We start from the raw sequence: 18804 nt of genomic DNA, 5'->3' as shown, positions 1-18804 counted from the left end.
AACCACAGAGACGCAGAGAACACAGAGAGATAAGAAATGGAGACTTTAAAAGATGATTTAGGACTGCTATATGAGTTATGTTTTGGGGGTAGATGGCGGCGGTAGCAAGACTGTTTGTGTCTTAATGGATGATTTGCATCTAGTGCTAGGTCGTGCTGAAGCAGGCCCATCTAATTATCAGAGTATAGGTATCGAAGCCACTCTACAATCTATTCAATCTGCAATTAAAAATGCAGTTGAAGTAGCAATAATTACAAATTCTGTGAATATTGATGCGATATGTTTGGGTTTAGCAGGTGTAGGTCGTGCAACAGATATCGAAGTAGTAAAAGGTTTAGTTAAAGAGTTACAGAATAATAAATTGCTTATTAATTGGGCACTACAACCAGCCAATATTGTAATTTGTAACGATGCTTTAATTGCTTTAGTTGGTGGAATTGGTCAGCCTGTAGGAATTGTGGTTGCAGCCGGTACTGGTTCGATAGTTTTCGGTCGAAATCATGAAGGACATACTAAGCGAGTCGGCGGCTGGGGATATATTCTAGGAGATGAAGGTAGCGCTTATAAAATTGCGATCGCAGGCATGAACGCAGCATTAAAATCTTATGATGGACGAGAAATATCAACGAGTTTGGTAGATGGTTTCAAACAGCATCTTAATTTGGAAAGTATAGAAGATTTAATAGAAGTAGTATATCGCCGAGAATGGGGAGTTAAACAGATAGCTGCTTTAGCACCAATTGTAGATTTTGCAGCAGCATCAGGTGATATAGTAGCGAATATCATAATTGATAATGCTGTAAAAGAGTTAGTAAAAGCTACATCTACAGTAATTGATGCAATTTTTAATGCCGACTCAGTTTTAGAAGTAGTCACAACAGGAAGTGTCTGGCGCGGTAGATGCAAGATCCATGAAAGATTTGCAGCGTCTCTTGTTAAGAAGTTTCCTAATGTAAACGTGATTTTTCCGAGGTATGAACCTGCTTATGGTGCTGGTTTGTTAGCGTTGCAGACAACTCAAAATTGACGCGAAGAAAGCAATAATATAAGTTTTCACTCTGCAAATATGCGCCCCAAGAAAGTTACTATTTCAAACCAAGCTGCGGTAGTAGCACTAGAATCATAACGATAACCGTCGTCACGCATGAATGTATGCTCTGCTTCATACAAGAAAACTTGGTGAGGTATGTTAGCGTTCTCAATTGCTTTTATTATGATTTGGCGATCGCTATCTGGTATATGAGGATCAAGAGTACCAAACACCATTAGCATCTCGCCTTTGATTTCACTTACCCTCTGAATTGTATCGGCTACCTCTTTACCCAGTTTACCACTGGGAATACCAGTAGGGTAACAGCAGACACAAGCCAGAATTTCGCTTTGAAAGGCTGCGCGGAAAGCTAAATGTCCACCAATACAAAAGCCGAGAGTGCCTATTTGATTTGGAGAAACCGCACTCTCTGTTTTCATAAATTCAATCACAGCAAGGCAATCGGCATCATAATCAGCTACGGAGGTTCGACGCGCATCGTCATTACCGCGCATCCTTCCCAGATCGTCTGGCTCAATTACTAAACCAACTGGCTCAATTCGGTGAAAAATTTCTGGGGCTGCTACTACATAGCCGTATCCTGCTAAGTAGTTAGCTAGACGAATCATTGCATCACCTAACTGATAAATATCACTGTAGAAGACAATACCAGGGTATTTTCCTGCTGCTTTGGGAGCCGCTACATAAACACGCATTAAGCTGCCATCTACTCTTAATTCAACATTGCGCTTAGTGATTTGCACTTTTTTGTCTCCGTGTTACGCTTGCTGTCATTAGCTTCTACACTATAGCGCCGCAGCATCCGGTTACTTTAAACCCACAATTTGGCGTTCTTTTACTATCAATGCGATCGTTTAATATCCTCAGTGAAAGTTTGTTGCGAAGCTACTAAGCAACCATATCTCATTACTCTAAGTATTTTTACGCTAGCGTTTTATTTATTCAATAAGTAGATTGAAATGATTTATAACATAAAATATTAGAAACTTTTACTTTTTATAAATAATAATCACGAAGAAAAAACATTTTTCTCTGAAAATACCTTTAAAGTAATCCAACAATACAAAAATAAGCATAATGATAATAGTATTTATAATTCTCCAGAGTATAAAGATTTTTTAAACATAGTAAAAAGTCCATTTATTAAATTTTGCGACTTCATATATCAACAAATACCAACTGAAATTGCTGCCAAGAATTTTTATATAACAACAGACAATGGACGAACTGAGGTAGATATTTATATATTAGTTTCTCCTAGTAAATTTCGACTACACAAATATTTAGATATATTTTCATTGTTAAGTATACAGTTAATAGATTCAGGTATAGATATAAGATTAATAAACAATGCAGGTTCCTTTCTTGCAAAAAAGATTTTAGAAATCAATCCTATAATGATAGCAAATAAAATTGCTGAAGATGTATATGCATTTGATTTTCCACAGATTCATGAGAGTTGTTTTTTTAATGAAACAGAAATATTAAATTCATCTAAAGAAGAATTAATTAATAAGTTTAAAGAATGGTTTCAACATTATCTTCCGTTATTTTTACAAGCAGTATCTAAAGAGGCAATACCTGATATTTTCCCAATTATAAGTGAACCTTATACCTTAAACAAATGTACTGAAGATACTGGAGTTTCCCAACTAGTTCTAAAACACTGGATACGCACGATTAATCGTAAAGGTCAAGCAATTTTATATGGTTCACCTGGAATATGTTGATTGTCACTGAGATAGATACTGATTTAGAAGATATTTACCGAAAGATGCGCTGTTGATTAACCCCTTTTTCTCTCTTCCATCGCCAACAGTGCCGTTCCGTAAGCTGCTTCTGTGTACACTGACGCACCCATGCAAAAATTCTACCGGATTATTTGGGCGTGGTGACAAGCGTGGGGGTAGATTGGGATCGTTAATCGGAAAGCGATCGCTTTAATACACTGTATCTACACCGTAGCCTTTTAGGAGAGAAATTTTCCAAATACGGTGAGAAGTCAGGTTGAGCTTTTGGCAATTCTATAAAAGGCGATTATTACGAAAATTATGATTTTGTTGATGAAAAGGGTGTATCATCCAAGACAGTTCGGTTAAGGGAAGAGACGCGATAAATCTACGTCTCTACAAAGGGGTGATTCTTAACTAAACTGTTCAATAATTCCGCCACCTAACACTTTCTCGCCGTCGTACCACACTGCCGCTTGTCCGGGGGTAATGCTGATTTGGGGTTCATCAAACACCAAACGCACACGAGAGTTTTCCAACGGAATTACTGTCACTGGTGTAGCCGTTGAACGATAGCGAATTTGCACTTCGGCATGAATTGGCGTGGATGGTTCGGCAATAGAAACCCAATTTACCCGATTTACAGTGCATTCTGGCTGAGTTACCTTGGTGCGATCGCCTACTACTACTTTATTATTCTCTGCATCTAATTCAATCACATACAACGGTTCGGCAGCAGCAATCCCCAAGCCTTTGCGCTGTCCAATGGTGTAGTGATGCACACCATCATGCTGTCCCAAAACTTTGCCCGTGACATCGACAATATCGCCTGTTTTGGGAGCTAAATATTTATCCAAAAATGCCCGCATGGAACCGTTACTTTCCACTAAGCATAAGTCTTGACTTTCTGGTTTATCAGCAGTTTTCAGTCCGTATTCAGTTGCAATCCGGCGCGTGTCAGTTTTTTCCAATTCGCCCAAAGGAAATATAGTTGCTGCAAGTAAATCTTGAGACAAATCATAGAGAAAGTATGACTGATCTTTGTTGCGGTCAACAGCTCTTAATAACTGATAACGTCCAGTTGCTTCGTCATAGCTAATGCGGGCATAATGACCAGTGGCAATGCGATCGCATCCCAATTCTTCACGAGCATACTGCACCATTGGCCCAAACTTCACCGTTTTATTGCACTGAGAGCAAGGCAAAGGCGTAATCCCCGCACTGTAACCAGTCACTAGGTAATCGACAATATGCGTCTGAAAGAGATCCCGAATATCTACAATCTGATGAGGAACGCCCAGTTGTTCACAGAGTTCAGCCGCGTCGATCATACCTTCAGAGCAACATTGACCTTTGCCTTTCATTAGCCAAAGAGTCAAACCAATCACTTCATAGCCCTGATGGTGCAGGATAGCTGCGGCGGTGGAACTGTCAACGCCACCAGAAAGACCAACGACGACTTTTTTCATACAAAGCACGACACGATAGCTGCGTGGTTGTCCAATTGTAGCACACGCTCTTCAAAGCCTTGCTACTAAAGCGCTTCAGTTTTAAAGGCAGGAGGCAGGTGGTCACTGAGCGTAATCGCTCAACAACCAGACAGAAGGGAAGAAAATTTGACTTGTTTCTTCCATCCATAACGGAAGCAAGCACGTCCGTAAACAGCTTTCATCTAAGATTAATTACAGATGTATTTTTTGCCACGCAGATGAGGTAACTTTACGTTAACGCTATATAGTTGCTACAACGGTGAACTAATTAGTTCCTGATGGAAATTACCTAAAAATACTGTGACTACTTTCTAACTATTATGTCGAGAGGAATATCAAGTCAATTTATCCCATTTCAGATGCTGCGCCGAAGTTTTGAGGGTTGTAAGCCCACTATGAGATTTCTCTTTTTGTTAGTGGGAGGATGGTTAGTACTGATTCCCGGCTCTACGCCAGCACAAGCACAAATTTCCAACAGCAACGTGCTACTGGCTCAAGAAACTGGTGAGATTTTACCGCCACCGCCAATTCCCTTTGGTCAACAGCCATCACCGCAGTTACAACCAATTCAAGCAGAGGACTTCAATCAACCGGAAGTTAACTTTCAGCCTACCCAACCAGTACAAGACACTCAATTTGAGCAGAATTTTCAGCCTTCCCAACCATTACAGAACAATCAATTTGAGCAGAATTTTCAGCCTTCCCAACCATTACCGAATAATCAATTTGAGCAGAACTTTCAGCCCTCTCAACGTTCACAGTTTAGTCAATATAACCAGAACTTTGAGCGCTATTTAGTTTACGTTGATGGTAATGATTTCCAGACACTAGAAGCAATACGTCAGATTGAACCCAGTGCTTACATTCGCCAGTTCCAAGGTCGGACTGTAATTCAGTCAGGAGTTTTTAACAGAGTAGCCAACGCCCAACAACGGGTGAATGAGCTACAGTCACGAGGCATATATAACGCCCGAATTATCAGCTTTGGTAACGGACAGGAAATAAATGCAGACAATGGCAACTATAACTATAGAGACGATCGCAATAATATAAATGCTAATAGGCGAGCCTCTAGATATTATGTCGCCATTCCTACCACTTCCGAACAATTACCTGCGATCGCGGCACAAGTTAGGCAGAATCTAGGCGGATTGACACAAGATTTAGCACGATCTGGCGGAGTCCTCGAAAGGACGCAACCACGGGGCCCACACGTAGCAGTCGGGCCTTTCCCCAATCGATTCCAAGCTGAGGAATGGAACAAGTATATGCGAAAGCTCGGATACGGTAATGCCAGAGTTTATTACGGAAAGTAAATTAGTGGGGAGTTAGGAGTGAGATAGGAAGTACACCAACGGCAAGGCCTCCAATGTAAGTATCATAGAATTTTAAGCAAATCAGTTGTAAATCATGCTACAGCTATAAGCCAAAATTTTTATAGAGACTCACACAAGTACAGTCAAAATGGATATAAAGAATGGCTTCGTTGGCGCTGTTGGCAACACCCCTTTAATTCGCTTAAACAGTTTTAGCGAAGAAACAGGGTGTGAAATCCTTGCCAAAGCAGAATTTCTCAATCCTGGGGGTTCTGTCAAAGACCGCGCCGCACTTTACATCATCGAAGATGCAGAAAAGAAAGGTCTACTCAAACCTGGTGGTACTGTTGTAGAAGGAACCGCTGGTAATACTGGCATTGGACTAGCACATATTTGCAACGCCAAAGGCTACAAATGCCTAATTATTATTCCCGATACCCAGTCACAAGAAAAGATAGACGCGCTGACAGCACTAGGAGCAGAAGTTCGTCCCGTCCCCGCCGTACCCTACAAAGACCCGAACAACTATGTCAAGCTATCTGGCAGAGTAGCTGCTGAGTTGGAAAATGCCATTTGGGCAAATCAGTTTGATAATTTAGCCAATCGCCTTGCCCACTACGAAACCACAGGGCCGGAAATTTGGACACAAACAGATGGTAAAATAGATGTATGGACAACTGCAACAGGTACTGGTGGTACTTATGCTGGTGTAGCATTGTACTTAAAAGAACAAAATCCAGCAATTAAATGTGTTGTAGCCGATCCGCTGGGTAGTGGGCTTTATAGCTATGTCAAAACTGGCGAAATCAACATAGAAGGAAATTCCATCACTGAAGGCATCGGTAACGGTCGTGTCACAGCCAATATGGAAGGCGCACCTGCTGATGATGCCATCCAAATCGACGATCAAGAAGCTTTGCGAGTAGTTTACCAACTGCTGAGGAAAGATGGTTTGTTAATGGGCGGCTCAACGGGTATTAATGTTGGGGCAGCTGTTGCCTTAGCGAAGCAATTGGGACCAGGACATACCATCGTCACCATCTTGTGTGATAGCGGTTCCCGATATCAGTCGCGGATATTCAACCCTGAATGGCTAGCCTCAAAAGGACTTTCAATAGATTAGTAATTGTCATTAGTCATTAGTCATTGGTCATTAGCTTCCGACTTCTGACTTTTGGCAAATGACAAATGACAAACGACAAAGGACAAATGACCAATATCATTCAACCATCAGACTTCTCAAAAATAGATCGAGACTCTGTTTCTAAATGTGTGCGAGTCTGTCAAAATCGTACTTGTAAAAAGCAAGGTGCAACCAAGGTTTTAGCAGCTTTTACAGCTTTGCCAATCCCTGGTGTAACTGTAACGGCTAGCAGCTGTTTAGGACAATGTGGTAATGGGCCAATGGTGCTGATATTACCCGATATGGTCTGGTATAGCGGCGTTCAACCGGATGAAGTATCTCTACTGATAGAAAATCATTTGCTAGGTGGTCAAAGAGTCAAACAGATGCTCTATTATCGGTTTCATCCCCAGAAATCAAGCTAATTAAAAATATCAAGGTCTGCAATCTTGTTGACTGAAGTGAGGCATCCAATGAATATCCAGCAGCTGCGTCAATCCTTAAAACAAAAGTGGCTTATTTACTACAAGCAAAATATTTCCTGGCTGGTCAAAATGCGAATTTGGGCCACTTATGATGGTCTGCGCCGTCCTTTGTCCGGTTTTATTTTAGCAACACTGTCTGTTTTAGAACCCCAGTTTGACGAAATACTTTCTTTTATGCTGGATCTAAATAACGATCCAGATAAAATAGTCGCTGCTTTAGGTCTTAACTTCAATCCTGATGAAGAGTTACGTTTAATAAAATCAGAGCATTCTATGGCTATAAGCCAAGTTGAAAGCGAGTCGCCAGATGAGAAGCATTCTGAGGATAAACATCTATCATCGGCTGTAACTGCCAGCAAGATTGCGCTTCATTCTCTTGCTAAGACTCTAGATTCCAACTTGTCACGCGCCGATAAACTTGTGCCATCAATTACAGCTACCACTGAAGTAGTTCGCACACGCAAACCTGAGTTGATAGTAGTAAATGCAACTAAAATTGCTCCAGATACTCCGGCAAAAACGCCATCCTCCGGTTTGCTAAGGAAATATCAACCAGTACGCTGGCACTCTGGTCAGTTACCTTCAGGAGCATCGGCGACAATGACCAGTAAGGTTAACAGCAAAACCAAAACTATGCCATCTGTGGCATTAGCTACCGAAGTTAAGAGCAACGCGCCATCTGTCCGAATCCCTGTGGGTGCATCGTTGGCACTTACCACTGAAATTTCTAGTAATGGCAAACCAGTGCGATCGCTAGCAATTACTACTGAGGTTAAAAGTAACGACAAACAACCGAATATTCAACCACAAGAGGTTAAAAGCAAAGTGAATTTACCAACCACAAATGCCCGTAGTATAGCTTCTTGGGTAGATGAATTTTGTTACGGTGCTAGAGAGAAAGAGAAAGATATTTTTATTTGAACTACTTAGGGGTACTCGTGAGAAATAAACGGGATTTCTACTATTTCACCCTCAGTTTCTCCCACTTTGACTTTTAATCCTACACCACCAGCTTTGGTGCGAATGTAACCTAGTCCAAAGTAACCATCAGCGGTTTGGGTGTAACTAGTAAGTTTGCCGACCTTTTCATCTCCAACTGCGATCGCACTTCCAACTTCCACAGGGGCACTGAGACGAATACCCAACAGGTGTTGTTTTACACCTTTATATGTGTTTAACCGAGCAATAGTTTCTTGCCCAATATAGCAACCTTTAGTAAAAGAAATTGTTTGCCACAAACCAACTTCTAGAGGATTGTAATCATCTGTGAGTTCCGCATCTGGGGCGGGGCGGCCTTGTAAAATTCGCAAAGCATCCCAGGCACGATCGCTCATCTCTACTGCCCCAGCTTCTAACAATTTATTCCACACTGTTGCTTTGTCAGTATAGGGGAAAGTGAAGGTGTATCCGGGCGCAGCTAACCCACTACCCACAGCAACCCTTACACCCTCGGCAGAAGCAATTGTGTATACTTTGTGACTTCCGTAAGGTTGCCCGATAAGTTCGCCAATACCCAACTTTTCTAAAACAGCGTCGCTTCCTGGGCCAATGAGGCTGAAGGTATTGGTGTATTGTGTAATATCAGATAATTCCACCTTGTCGGCATAGAAAATATATTTATCCAGCCATTCCATGAGATATTGGCGGCGGTTGGGTGAAACTAGCAAGATTACCGCATCTTCTCTAACGTAGGCGGTTGCTAAATCGATTGTTCTGGCTGTGGAAGTGACAAAAACTGTATCGCAGCCTTGTCCTGGCTTGAGTATTTGGAAATTGTTAGTACTTTGGTTGTGTAAGAAATTGAGGCGATCGTCGCCAGCGACTTTGATGCGTCCCCAGGCGGTGCGATCGCAGATTGCAACCCCAACTCTGGCAGCTTCGATAGCTGCTGCGTCTTTATCGTCAAGTGTAGATGTTGGCATGGTGATGAGAAGTTGCCCTGTTTTAATGTTGTTGTACTGGAAATCTTAACAAATAAGCGTTTGCGGCTTCAATGCATCTCCGATTTTCTTGTAGCGTATAATTAAATCAAAAGAAAGTGCCGAACAATAAAAACTTATGAAACGAACTTTTTCTGCAAGCGTATGGCAGGAAGGGAACTGGTTTGTGGCACAGTGTTTGGAGATTGATATTGCTAGCCAGGGTGAGACTGAAACTGAGGCATTGGCTAATCTTGAACAAGCTTTGTCACTGCATTTTGAACCACCAGTAGCTACTATTATTCCTCAAATTAAGACACTTCAGGTAGAAATAGATACCGCTTAAACGCCGTAGGCATCACTCTTTTTCCACCCCAGCTTGTTTACATCACTTAATCATGAAATCAGCGCTCGCTATAATGGTATCGCGCCTGAATAAACTCGATTCGGTTATCACTTACTACGTAAACAATCCGGTCAGTTTGAGTGATTCGGCGCGACCATACATTTGCATCATAGTATCTCAATCTTTCAGGATTGCCTGTCCCTTCAAAGGGATTCCGCCTAATCTCTTCAACTAAAGATAAGACGCGGAGTGCAGTTTTTCTATTTGTCTCTACCCAGTAGGTAAGGTCTTCCAGAAATCTCCGGTCAAAAATGAGGTTGCTTTCTAAATTATTTTCTTGAGAAACTTCAGATTGGGGAAGTGCTTCTGGTTCTAAATTATCCGACATTGAATTTATTTACTCTTCTTCGTAGAGCGAGAACTCTTTACGCAACTCGTCTATAGTTTGGGGCATATTAGTCTTAGCTTTCACACGCTGTAAAGCATCTAAAAGACGTGCTGCATTCTCAGGTGATTGAAATAAGTATGCTGTCTCTATGATGCTGTTAAGTTCCGCAGTAGGAATGACGGATACACTTTCTGCACCTTCACGACTAACAACTACAGGTTCACGAGTGCTAATTGCCTCTTCGTAAATTTTTTCAAAATTATTGCAAGCTTCGGTGTAGTTTGTTTTATTAGACATTTTTTGTTCCTTAATTTATCTGTTACTCTTTGCTGGCAGGTAACTAAAGAGCTGCTTCAGCTTGAATTTTTTGAATGATGGTTAAATTCTTCTAAGGTGATATTGGAGAAAGCAATGTATCTGCGCTCGTATTCTTCATAACCATTCATAGCAGCCCACATTATTTCAAGTGGAGGATCTTTCTTATAACATGTATTTATGCAACAATCGCCCATTGTTTTACCTTCAACTTGCAAGATGTGCCAATAATTAAGATGGAGTGATTCTAAAAAAATCTCTTTTTTATTAGGTAATACCCAAAACCTTCCCTTTGTACAAAGGCATATCTCTTCTACGGCATCACTGTATTCCCAATACTTTAGGTTGAGTAAATGTGGTTCTAAAATATCTAAAGGGATAGAAATAGATAAACGCTCTTTCTGTTTTAATAAAATAAGTTGATAAGGATTACTTCCTTTTTCAGGATTTTGAAGTCGATAGCCTACATATTGCGATGTCTTGCTCATCTTAAACTTCTGCTCAAAACCAATCTCTTGAAGCATATTGGTAGCTAAAAACATCAATTCTTCCCCAAGTTCTTCATAAATTTCGTCACCTGACAAAACTAAAGAAGGCACGCCCTTATAGTTTATCTTTTCCGACTGGTTGCTAGCTTCATTAGTAATAGCAGGAGAGCAGTTACTTACCCACTCAGGTTTGTATTTGAGAAATAAATCCTTTAACTTGTCTCTTAAAGGGCATCGCCTGGAAATTCGCTTTTAATACCAAAATCTTTATATACATTTGATATTTGCTTACGTACAGTTCCTTCTGCACGTCCCCTAAACTGAGCAATCTCATCATTCGTATATCCAGCCAGCAACAACTTCAACACCTCTACTTTGCGAGGTGCTTTCCTTAGCCTTTCCAGAGCTTCATTAAACTGCGGACTATTCATACTTTTCAGAATATCGCATTTCCATTAATCTGCGTACTTTGCGTATTGCGCGTATTCAGATTTGTTTTATGAGTGTCCATTGCTTTGCGTATCTGCGTAATGAGCATGATATACACAACAGCATTTGAGTGAACCAATGGAAAATGATTCTAGATTTGTTCAATTAGAAATACCAGGAATGGAGCAATTTCTTGTCCAAAATAAAACTGTCTCAGAAACAACCAAGATGACTCTACAAGCTATTACAGATATTTCGGCTAAGAGTCAGGACAATCAAATCGCATTTCATCAATTAGAAATACCAGGGATGGCAGAATTTTTCGCCAAATTGAAAACACAGTCAGAACCTAACAACTCAATTGACTACAGCCGCATGAGTGAAGATTTTGCTGCTTGAAGAAAAAGCGATCGCCTTACTCAATAAGCCCACTTGCGTGGGCTTAGTTCGTGTATTTTATTTTCAGGGTTTCAACTCTCTGGCAACTTAGCAAACGCCTGCTCAACCAACTCTTTTGACTTAGCATCCAAACGCAGCCAATCGACTTCACCGAATTCATCGATTAAACTAGTATCAATATCAGCAACTTCCTTCTGTGGTGTGTATTCAAGAAAACACACTTCATAACACAGTTCCCACAAATCGATACTTGCTTCTTGCTGTTGACGCTGCAAACGTAGATGATATCCTGGATGGGGCATCGGCAGACGAGCCAGAGTTCCTCTGATTTCATCTGCTTCTTGGGGTGTTGCAGTTTCCATTGCTTGCAACAGTTCAGTTACCAATGCTTTGATTTCATCAGTGGTGCTAGGCGGCCAAATCAAGACATCATGGTAAGTTCCTGTCCAAGAAGATTCATCAAGCTGCTTGCGAATATTATCGATAACGCGAATGAAAGCAGGTTGCATGAGGATTTCAGCCTGCTGCCATGCAACTGGATTTGTTATTTTAGGTGGCATTGGTAATAAACAGGGGCACTAAAAGAAAAATAAACTAGTCTGCGTTTATTAAAAAGCTGCGTTTTTAATCTAAATCTTTTCTCAAGATAGCGGATTTCATTGAAGAAAATTTGGAGATATTTATTACCAGCTGGAAAATTAGGTAATAACTCTGGGGAGGGAATATGATAGGCAAGCTACTAGACCATCGTTACCAAGTAATTCGAGTCCTCGCGATGGGAGGATTTGGTCAAACCTATATTGCCCAAGATACTAGGCGACCAGGCAATCCCATTTGCGTTGTCAAGCACCTCAAACCCGGAACTGACCCCAGAGTTTTTGATACTGCTAAACGTCTGTTCAACAGCGAAGCCGAAACCTTAGAAAAACTCGGCAACCATGACCAAATACCCAGGCTGCTAGCGTACTTTGACGAAAACCATGAGTTTTATTTAGTACAAGAATATGTTGAAGGACATACCCTAGCTGAAGAACTGATACCTGGTAAACGTTGGAGTGAAAGCCAAGTAGTTCAACTATTGCAGGAAGTTCTAGAGATTCTCGAATTTGTCCATCGCCAAGGCGTGATTCACCGCGACATCAAACCGGATAATATCATTCGCCGTGCCTCAGATAATAAGTTAGTTTTAGTTGATTTTGGAGCAGTGAAACAACTGCGTACACAACTGGTGACAGTGGGCGGACAAGCCTCTGCTACAGTGGTTATCGGCACTCCTGGCTATATGCCCACAGAACAAGGGCAAGGTAAACCCCGTCCCAACAGCGATATCTATTCCCTTGGCATCATCGCCATTCAAGCATTAACAGGATTACAGCCAACAGAATTGCAAGAAGACCCGGAAACGGGGGAAATTATCTGGCGGCATTCAGTAACTGTGAATCAGGGACTGGCGGCAGTATTGTCCAAGATGGTGCGTTATCACTTCAAAGACCGCTACCAAAACGCTACAGAAGCACTGCAAGCATGTAAAGACGCGATTAATCCTGTACCTGCACTTTCCACACCTCAAGAAGTCGCCAACAATTCCAGTTACCAAATAGCCAAATCCCAGCCTCAAGTATCTCGGCTGCAAACTATTGCATTTGCACCAGCAAATCCTGTCAAACCTGCGCGTAAAGACTCTAGTAAATCCGACCCCTGGCCGATATTAATTGGCATATTACTAGCGGGTGGTGCAGCTGCCTTGATAGCAAATGTATATCCAAATGTGAAAAATTTAGCTTTAAATGTTACAGGTAAGGATACCGCCTTAGCAAATAAATGCTCGGCTGTTGTCGTCGGAAATTCTAATATTCGTTCTGAACCTAGTTCGATAAATTCTAATAATATTGTGCAAACTGTTGCTAATAACACCAATTTTGAGGTGACTGGCAAGCGAACAAAACGAGGTTGGATAGAAGTTAAGCTTAAATCTGGTGGTTTGGCTTGGGCACACTCGGATGTGATAACTAATAATCAAGAATGGGGTTCTTGCCTACGTGAAAAGGGCATTGCAACTAGGATTGTAGATGATGGTAGCTTGATTGCGACTCGAACAATTCCCCAAGCAAAACCAAAATCTAGGGATGTAGTAACTCCATTAACAGACAAGCCGAAGGGGTCAACTGAGGACGCAAAGAAATCACAACGATCGCAGCCTAATGATAACAGTGCCAATATTGTAGAACAAGCAAAAAAGAAGTATGATTCAGGGAATATAATTGGAGCGATCGCACTTTTAAGATCGGTTCCGGAAAATGCTGCTTCTGGTATCCAAGAAACAGGCAAAATGATTGCCCAGTGGCAGGAAGATTGGGCTAAAGCAGAAGCGTTATCTAATGAGATTAATAAAGCAATAGATGATGGTAAATGGGATAAAGTTTTAGATTATAGAAACCATCCAGAAAAATTGCCTAATACTAAATACTGGCGAAATAGAATAGAACCATTATTTAAACAAGCAGCCGAAAATCTCGCAAAACAGACACTAAATCAGCTAGAAAATCAAGGTAATCAGAAAAATACCCAACAGAAACTTCCCGATACTAAGCAACCTGCAACTACAGAGAGTCCTAACAGCACAGAAACTCCTAAAACTGACTTTTAACAGTTATCAGTAAACACAGTTCAGTTTCTGGCTGGGAATGGCTAATTGAGGGCTGCCGCCTTCCGAATTCGCAGCAGCAGCCCAATAAAAATCGTTTCCAGGTATAATCTGGAAACGATTTTTATCTGTGATTTTATTTTCCCTATCCGTGCATTTCGTCGTATTCTTGGGCTTCAACTCGTCTTGCTTCCATCCGCGAAGCAGGCAGAAACTCAGCACGACGGACTGGAACCAAAGGCGGCGTATTTCCTTGGTAAGGGTGAATAACTTGTACAGTACGGGCTGGACGCTGCCGTGGTGAGAACAAAGCCAATACCCCAGCGACAACAACACCACCGCCAATAGTGAGAGTTGCGCCTCCCACAGCCCAAAGCACGGGTGAAGACCACCAATTATTTTGCGGCTGGAATGTTGCTGCTGATTTTGGTTGGTTATTTTGCTGGGCTAATTGCCACTGCTGCTGAGTATTGAAATTTTGAACTTGGCCCTGGAGTTGTTGATTTTGCTGCTTTAGCTGTTCGTTGTCGTTTTTTAAACGCTCTAGTTGCATCTGCGTGTTCAACTTCTCCATCTCCAAGCGCTGGTCAGTATTGGGAGCAACTGACGGCTGAACCTGACCAGGATACACTGGTTGCCCATAAGGCCCGTAAGGATACATTTGTGGCTGCATTCCTTGGGGCGTTACTACACCTGGCATTTGTGGAGCAACAGCAAAGTTAGGTTGTAGAGGGGTATTTGTTCCTTTGAGCAATACGAGAGCCGCCAGCCCAGCTACGGCAACCCCACCGATAAACGCCATACTCTCACTCATCGCCTTTGCTCCTCGATTGCGACGTAACTATAATCATTTGTGACTGACTCACTCTCACACTCATAAATTATGCCTAGTTAATTTCACATAATACTCAAACTATAAGCGACTCTATCAGCTAGTTTTTTTACATCATCATATCTGATGTTAATATTCAAGACCATAATGGTCAAATTGTCTACCAAACAAGGATAGAAAAACTACACTGTTATACTTTTTTAATCTACTTTCTCCGTCTAATCAAGAGCAGTATTTGTGCTGGTATTGGTCGTCTTGATGGCTGCCTTGAGACTTTGGCAAAATTGGGCGATCGCATTTAGTCCCTGCTCTGGTGTCCCTTCGGCTAACCGTTTGACAACAGCGCTACCCACGATCGCACCATCTGCGCCCCATTCCCTTACCTGTCGGGCTTGTTCAGCTTCAGATATTCCAAAGCCGACTGCGATCGGTTTATCAGTAACACTACGAATTTGTTTGAGTAAATCGGACACGCGGTTTTCCAGTTGCGATCGCACTCCTGTAACCCCAGTCACGCTGACTAAATAAATAAATCCTTGAGAAGAACGAGCGATCGCTTCGATCCGTTCAGCAGAACTGGTGGGAGCAACCAACAAGATTACGTCAATTTCCATTTCACTAGCTGCTTGGAGCAATCCTGCTGCTTCCTCTAAGGGCAAATCAGGTATTACCAATCCTGCAACCCCAGCAGCAGCAATTTGCCCAAGAAATTTTTCAATTCCCCGGTGCAAAATTGAGTTGTAATAGATTAACAGAACAATTGGCGATCGCAATTTGGGAGTAATCCCTTGCAGCATTTCTAGCACCTGCTCTAACTTCGTACCCCTTTGCAAGGCGCGGGTAGCAGCAGCTTGAATGACTGGCCCATCAGCCAGAGGATCGGAGTATGGTATACCCACTTCTATAATGTCGGCTCCATTACGATCTAGAACCTCCAAGGCTTTTGCTGTAGTTTCTAAATCTGGATCGCCAGCAGTGATAAAGGGAATCAGAGCGCACTCACGATTGTGCCCAAGGGTTTTAAAGCAATCAGAAATTGCAGTCATTTAGTAAAGTGTCAATAGTCAGTGGTCATTGGTCAGTGGTCATTGGTCATTAGTCACTAGTCATTAGCTTTAGGCAAGTTACAAATGACAAAGGACAAATGACAAAGGACAAATGAGACAACTGACCAATGATAACTTTACACCTGAGATTGCTCTTCTTGTTCTATTTCGGCTTGAATTCGTGCTAGTTCTTCGGGAGTAAGCTCGTCTAGCCGCTTTTGCAGAAAGTCTTGCTCATACTGTTCCCGCTGTTGGTGGTAGGTCATTTTTTGTCCCACCGCACGGAAAAAATAGGTGGCTAACCAGCCAACTAAGGCACTGACTAGCAAGACTTGGCTCCATATACCAGCTTTTTGATTATCCAAACCAACTAGCTGCAATCCTAAGTATGCCAAGCCGCCGATAATAAAAACACCTAAGCCAATTCCAATCGCGTCAATCCGTCGCATGAGAGTTATGACCTACCAATCTCGTTAAACTTGAACTTGTCGCCGTTGGGGTCGGAAATTTACAAACGGCGATAGAACCAACAGACCCGGAAAGAAGAAAAACACCAAAAAGTACATAAAGACACGCTCAATGGAGCTAGCTACATACCAACGCTGCTTCAGGTACAGCAAAACAGCAATGGGGATTACCAGAAGGTAAGCTCCAGCCAAAATCAGATATAGCAGGGCGACAATCATAACTTTCAAGTCTTAAGCATCTGTTTTCCATCATAGGCTGAAGAGACAGACAAGAGAGAAGTATAGTCATAATGCTTTTAACATAACTGCGTCAGAATTCCTCGAAACCGCTACCGGGGAGGCGAAAGCGCAGCTTTGACGGGCTGGAGTACTTTTACTGGGGGCGATTCAACGGATTGCATGACAAAAGCTAATATCATGCTATTATGTGAATCCACTAGCAAACAAAGCTCTAGTCAGACAAAATCGAAAACTCATCCAGATTATTACGAGAAAACTAAGAAGATTTCCAACTCTCTGAAGCGATCGCACAATCTGGAAAAAATATTTTCAATCTAGTTGGACAAAAGACACAATTGATGGTGGAATAGATAAGGAGGTATTTGATACCTCTAAAAAATAACTAGTTACACTAGTTGCCAAACACCTTTGGGGGTGTGGCGGAATGGTAGACGCTACGGACTTAAATAATTGAGCCTTGAAGGAGAAATCCCTCAAGTGGAAGCTCTCAAACTCAGGGAAACCTAAATCTGGTGACAGACATGGCAATCCTGAGCCAAGCCGAAAAAAGTCCTGAGTCATGAGTGTTGAGTGCTGAGTAAATTTAAAACTCTTAACTCCTAACTCCTAACTCATCAACTGTTCGGAAGGTGCAGAGACCCGACGGGAGCTACCCTAACGTTAAGTCGAGGGTAAAGGGAGAGTCCAATTCTCAAAATCTGAGCAGGCTATTGTCATCAGGTAGCAGTGAAAACTGCGGGAGAATGAAAATCCGTTGACCGTAAAAGGTCGTGTGGGTTCAAGTCCCTCCACCCCCACTAAAAATTTAAAATACCTAAAGGCTTCGATTGTGACTTTACCCATAACTTTGCCGCAACGGCAAGCTTATGCTTCTAATAAAGGGTGGCAAGGTTATGGTTATGGTTCCAAACAAATTTATCTTCGCGCTGCCCTTAAAGTAGCGCGAACTTTTTTGTCGCGAAAACATCCTGGTTTAGCCAACAGCTTTGAAATAGCTGCCTCGCTAGGATAAATACCTTCAGTGTGAACTTGCCTAACAGCTTGTTTTACCTCCTCGCAACACTGTTCGATTCGTTTGATGCGAGATTCTTTCATATACTTCTTAACGTACTCGGCTGAAATCGCTCGGCATAGCTCTGGGAAATGCCTGTAAAGAACTCGCTTAGAATACCCAAGGCGTTTCGCTACTGCTGTCATAGGTAGCGGTTGTTCATTCGCTTGAAGCACATTTTCAAGTATTGAAGCACATTTTCAAGTAATTGTTGAGTGCGATCGCTATCAAACTTTACTTCAAGCTTTTTTGTACTGCTATCTCTCACTTTGTTTTACGCCAAGTCCTAATGCAGAGGGTAAGTTTTGTACATCTGCTTCTGTTTCAGATAATTGTCGTTCACCCTCTTGAATTTCCTTGAACATTTTCTGACACTGAGCAACCGACAAAGCACGTACTGGAAGACTCGAAAGGCTCAAAATGGCAGGTATTTTAAGAGAAAACCCAGGATTCGAGTACTTGCTCTCGTCTTGGAATGATGATCCGGCTTTGCAAATTGTGATTAAAAAACTATTGGCGAAGTTTCCGCAATGGGGGATTGCGATTGTGGATGGGGTGTTAGTTGATTGGGAGAAGTAGCAACAAGTGAATAATTGTATATTTAGCTACAGTATCGCTGATTCGGTAAAGTAGGAAAAGTGGGTTTAGTAGGATCTTTTGTACTAACCCTTGATTATACTGTTGATAAGCTGTAAATTGGTGCTTATTAGATAAAGAATATCAAATTATACAATTCATCTCCAATTTGCTTTTTTCTAATTCGCAATTGCAGATGTAAACTATAAAGCAACTTAATTTAGAAAATATATAGTGGGCTGCTCAACAAAATAATTAAGTAGTTTTCTTAACTGTAATTGCATATTTTTAAAACAAATCACAGCATTAATTTAGTCGAAACAGCAACGATGATATCTATTAATAACGTACATTGTCAAACATTGTTTTTTAATTTTATCTGAATAACTTTGTTTTGAAAATGATTCTATAAATTGGGGTTCGCATAACACGCAAATATAAATTTGTTTATCACGTTGATGCCTGTTCT

At 41.6% G+C, this 18804-nt stretch carries 24 protein-coding genes; 11 read left to right on the top strand and 13 right to left on the bottom strand.

Translation table 11 applies throughout. The annotated features are described in order from the left end of the window. Window positions 1-70: 70 nt before the first annotated feature. A complete protein-coding gene (locus AC1F2U_RS00740) occupies window positions 71-1027 on the top strand; it encodes an N-acetylglucosamine kinase (protein WP_480259399.1) in 957 nt (318 codons plus the stop codon). Window positions 1028-1053: 26 nt separating this feature from the next. On the opposite strand, the gene AC1F2U_RS00735 is transcribed toward AC1F2U_RS00740, so the two are convergent. Then, window positions 1054-1794: a dienelactone hydrolase family protein gene (locus tag AC1F2U_RS00735; RefSeq protein WP_480259398.1), complete on the bottom strand. Its 741-nt coding sequence runs from the start codon at window positions 1792-1794 to the stop codon at window positions 1054-1056. Between the two features lie 555 nt (window positions 1795-2349). On the opposite strand from AC1F2U_RS00735, the gene AC1F2U_RS00730 reads away from it, so the two are divergent. After that, window positions 2350-2781 (top strand): hypothetical protein, encoded by a 432-nt coding sequence (locus AC1F2U_RS00730; RefSeq protein WP_480259397.1) that lies wholly within the window; start codon window positions 2350-2352, stop codon window positions 2779-2781. A 413-nt stretch (window positions 2782-3194) separates the two neighbouring features. Here AC1F2U_RS00730 and mnmA read toward each other — a convergent pair whose 3' ends face one another. Next, window positions 3195-4250 carry a tRNA 2-thiouridine(34) synthase MnmA gene (mnmA, locus tag AC1F2U_RS00725; protein WP_480259396.1) on the bottom strand — a complete coding sequence of 352 codons (1056 nt, stop codon included), beginning with the start codon at window positions 4248-4250 and terminating at the stop codon, window positions 3195-3197. A gap of 416 nt (window positions 4251-4666) precedes the next feature. Here mnmA and AC1F2U_RS00720 point away from each other — a divergent pair, with 416 nt between their 5' ends. From AC1F2U_RS00720 to AC1F2U_RS00705, 4 genes are all read left to right on the top strand, one after another. Beyond that, window positions 4667-5587 (top strand): hypothetical protein, encoded by a 921-nt coding sequence (locus AC1F2U_RS00720; RefSeq protein ID WP_480259395.1) that lies wholly within the window; start codon window positions 4667-4669, stop codon window positions 5585-5587. Window positions 5588-5735: 148 nt separating this feature from the next. Further along, on the top strand, window positions 5736-6710 hold the full coding sequence (locus AC1F2U_RS00715; RefSeq protein ID WP_480259394.1) for a cysteine synthase A: 975 nt from the start codon (window positions 5736-5738) through the stop codon (window positions 6708-6710). An 86-nt stretch (window positions 6711-6796) separates the two neighbouring features. Beyond that, entirely contained in the window at window positions 6797-7135 is a 339-nt protein-coding gene (locus tag AC1F2U_RS00710) for a (2Fe-2S) ferredoxin domain-containing protein (RefSeq protein WP_480259632.1), read from the top strand. 48 nt (window positions 7136-7183) lie between these two features. Then, window positions 7184-8116: a DUF5331 domain-containing protein gene (locus AC1F2U_RS00705; RefSeq protein WP_480259393.1), complete on the top strand. Its 933-nt coding sequence runs from the start codon at window positions 7184-7186 to the stop codon at window positions 8114-8116. Between the two features lie 5 nt (window positions 8117-8121). On the opposite strand, the gene ygfZ is transcribed toward AC1F2U_RS00705, so the two are convergent. Then, window positions 8122-9117, bottom strand: coding sequence for a CAF17-like 4Fe-4S cluster assembly/insertion protein YgfZ (ygfZ, locus tag AC1F2U_RS00700; RefSeq protein WP_480259392.1), 996 nt, complete (start codon window positions 9115-9117; stop codon window positions 8122-8124). A gap of 136 nt (window positions 9118-9253) precedes the next feature. On the opposite strand from ygfZ, the gene AC1F2U_RS00695 reads away from it, so the two are divergent. Then, entirely contained in the window at window positions 9254-9460 is a 207-nt protein-coding gene (locus AC1F2U_RS00695) for a type II toxin-antitoxin system HicB family antitoxin (protein ID WP_480259391.1), read from the top strand. A 58-nt stretch (window positions 9461-9518) separates the two neighbouring features. Here AC1F2U_RS00695 and AC1F2U_RS00690 read toward each other — a convergent pair whose 3' ends face one another. The 4 genes from AC1F2U_RS00690 to AC1F2U_RS00675 form a co-directional block, all read right to left on the bottom strand. Further along, on the bottom strand, window positions 9519-9848 hold the full coding sequence (locus AC1F2U_RS00690) for a Txe/YoeB family addiction module toxin (RefSeq protein ID WP_480259390.1): 330 nt from the start codon (window positions 9846-9848) through the stop codon (window positions 9519-9521). 9 nt (window positions 9849-9857) lie between these two features. Then, on the bottom strand, window positions 9858-10145 hold the full coding sequence (locus tag AC1F2U_RS00685) for a type II toxin-antitoxin system Phd/YefM family antitoxin (RefSeq protein ID WP_480259389.1): 288 nt from the start codon (window positions 10143-10145) through the stop codon (window positions 9858-9860). 56 nt (window positions 10146-10201) lie between these two features. Beyond that, window positions 10202-10762 carry a hypothetical protein gene (locus AC1F2U_RS00680; RefSeq protein ID WP_480259388.1) on the bottom strand — a complete coding sequence of 187 codons (561 nt, stop codon included), beginning with the start codon at window positions 10760-10762 and terminating at the stop codon, window positions 10202-10204. A 113-nt stretch (window positions 10763-10875) separates the two neighbouring features. Further along, the gene (locus tag AC1F2U_RS00675; protein ID WP_480259387.1) at window positions 10876-11082 is read right to left on the bottom strand and encodes a helix-turn-helix domain-containing protein; all 207 of its coding nucleotides are present in this window, start codon (window positions 11080-11082) and stop codon (window positions 10876-10878) included. A 136-nt stretch (window positions 11083-11218) separates the two neighbouring features. Between AC1F2U_RS00675 and AC1F2U_RS00670 the strand changes: the two genes are divergently transcribed. Next, the gene (locus tag AC1F2U_RS00670; RefSeq protein ID WP_480259386.1) at window positions 11219-11479 is read left to right on the top strand and encodes a hypothetical protein; all 261 of its coding nucleotides are present in this window, start codon (window positions 11219-11221) and stop codon (window positions 11477-11479) included. 71 nt (window positions 11480-11550) lie between these two features. On the opposite strand, the gene AC1F2U_RS00665 is transcribed toward AC1F2U_RS00670, so the two are convergent. Then, on the bottom strand, window positions 11551-12039 hold the full coding sequence (locus AC1F2U_RS00665; RefSeq protein ID WP_334843242.1) for a hypothetical protein: 489 nt from the start codon (window positions 12037-12039) through the stop codon (window positions 11551-11553). A gap of 164 nt (window positions 12040-12203) precedes the next feature. On the opposite strand from AC1F2U_RS00665, the gene AC1F2U_RS00660 reads away from it, so the two are divergent. Further along, window positions 12204-14126 (top strand): protein kinase domain-containing protein, encoded by a 1923-nt coding sequence (locus tag AC1F2U_RS00660; protein WP_480259385.1) that lies wholly within the window; start codon window positions 12204-12206, stop codon window positions 14124-14126. Between the two features lie 142 nt (window positions 14127-14268). Here AC1F2U_RS00660 and AC1F2U_RS00655 read toward each other — a convergent pair whose 3' ends face one another. The 4 genes from AC1F2U_RS00655 to ndhL form a co-directional block, all read right to left on the bottom strand. Continuing rightward, window positions 14269-14937, bottom strand: a complete 669-nt coding sequence (locus tag AC1F2U_RS00655; protein ID WP_480259384.1) for a heterocyst differentiation related protein — start codon at window positions 14935-14937, stop codon at window positions 14269-14271. A gap of 236 nt (window positions 14938-15173) precedes the next feature. Further along, window positions 15174-16001, bottom strand: a complete 828-nt coding sequence (gene trpA, locus AC1F2U_RS00650; protein WP_480259383.1) for a tryptophan synthase subunit alpha — start codon at window positions 15999-16001, stop codon at window positions 15174-15176. Window positions 16002-16138: 137 nt separating this feature from the next. After that, entirely contained in the window at window positions 16139-16450 is a 312-nt protein-coding gene (locus AC1F2U_RS00645) for a DUF3007 family protein (RefSeq protein WP_480259382.1), read from the bottom strand. 24 nt (window positions 16451-16474) lie between these two features. Further along, the gene (gene ndhL, locus AC1F2U_RS00640) at window positions 16475-16687 is read right to left on the bottom strand and encodes an NAD(P)H-quinone oxidoreductase subunit L (protein WP_181930688.1); all 213 of its coding nucleotides are present in this window, start codon (window positions 16685-16687) and stop codon (window positions 16475-16477) included. 850 nt (window positions 16688-17537) lie between these two features. On the opposite strand from ndhL, the gene AC1F2U_RS00635 reads away from it, so the two are divergent. Further along, on the top strand, window positions 17538-17720 hold the full coding sequence (locus AC1F2U_RS00635; RefSeq protein WP_480259381.1) for a hypothetical protein: 183 nt from the start codon (window positions 17538-17540) through the stop codon (window positions 17718-17720). A 296-nt stretch (window positions 17721-18016) separates the two neighbouring features. Here AC1F2U_RS00635 and AC1F2U_RS00630 read toward each other — a convergent pair whose 3' ends face one another. Beyond that, complete coding sequence (locus AC1F2U_RS00630) at window positions 18017-18178, bottom strand: hypothetical protein (RefSeq protein ID WP_480259380.1); 162 nt, start codon at window positions 18176-18178, stop codon at window positions 18017-18019. 1 nt (window position 18179) lies between these two features. On the opposite strand from AC1F2U_RS00630, the gene AC1F2U_RS00625 reads away from it, so the two are divergent. Further along, a complete protein-coding gene (locus AC1F2U_RS00625; protein WP_480259379.1) occupies window positions 18180-18338 on the top strand; it encodes a hypothetical protein in 159 nt (52 codons plus the stop codon). Window positions 18339-18804 lie beyond the last annotated feature (466 nt).

The organism is Nostoc sp. LEGE 12454 (assembly GCF_056620565.1).
Note: the sequence above shows the minus strand (reverse complement) of the source record. Positions and strands in the feature narration are given on the sequence as shown.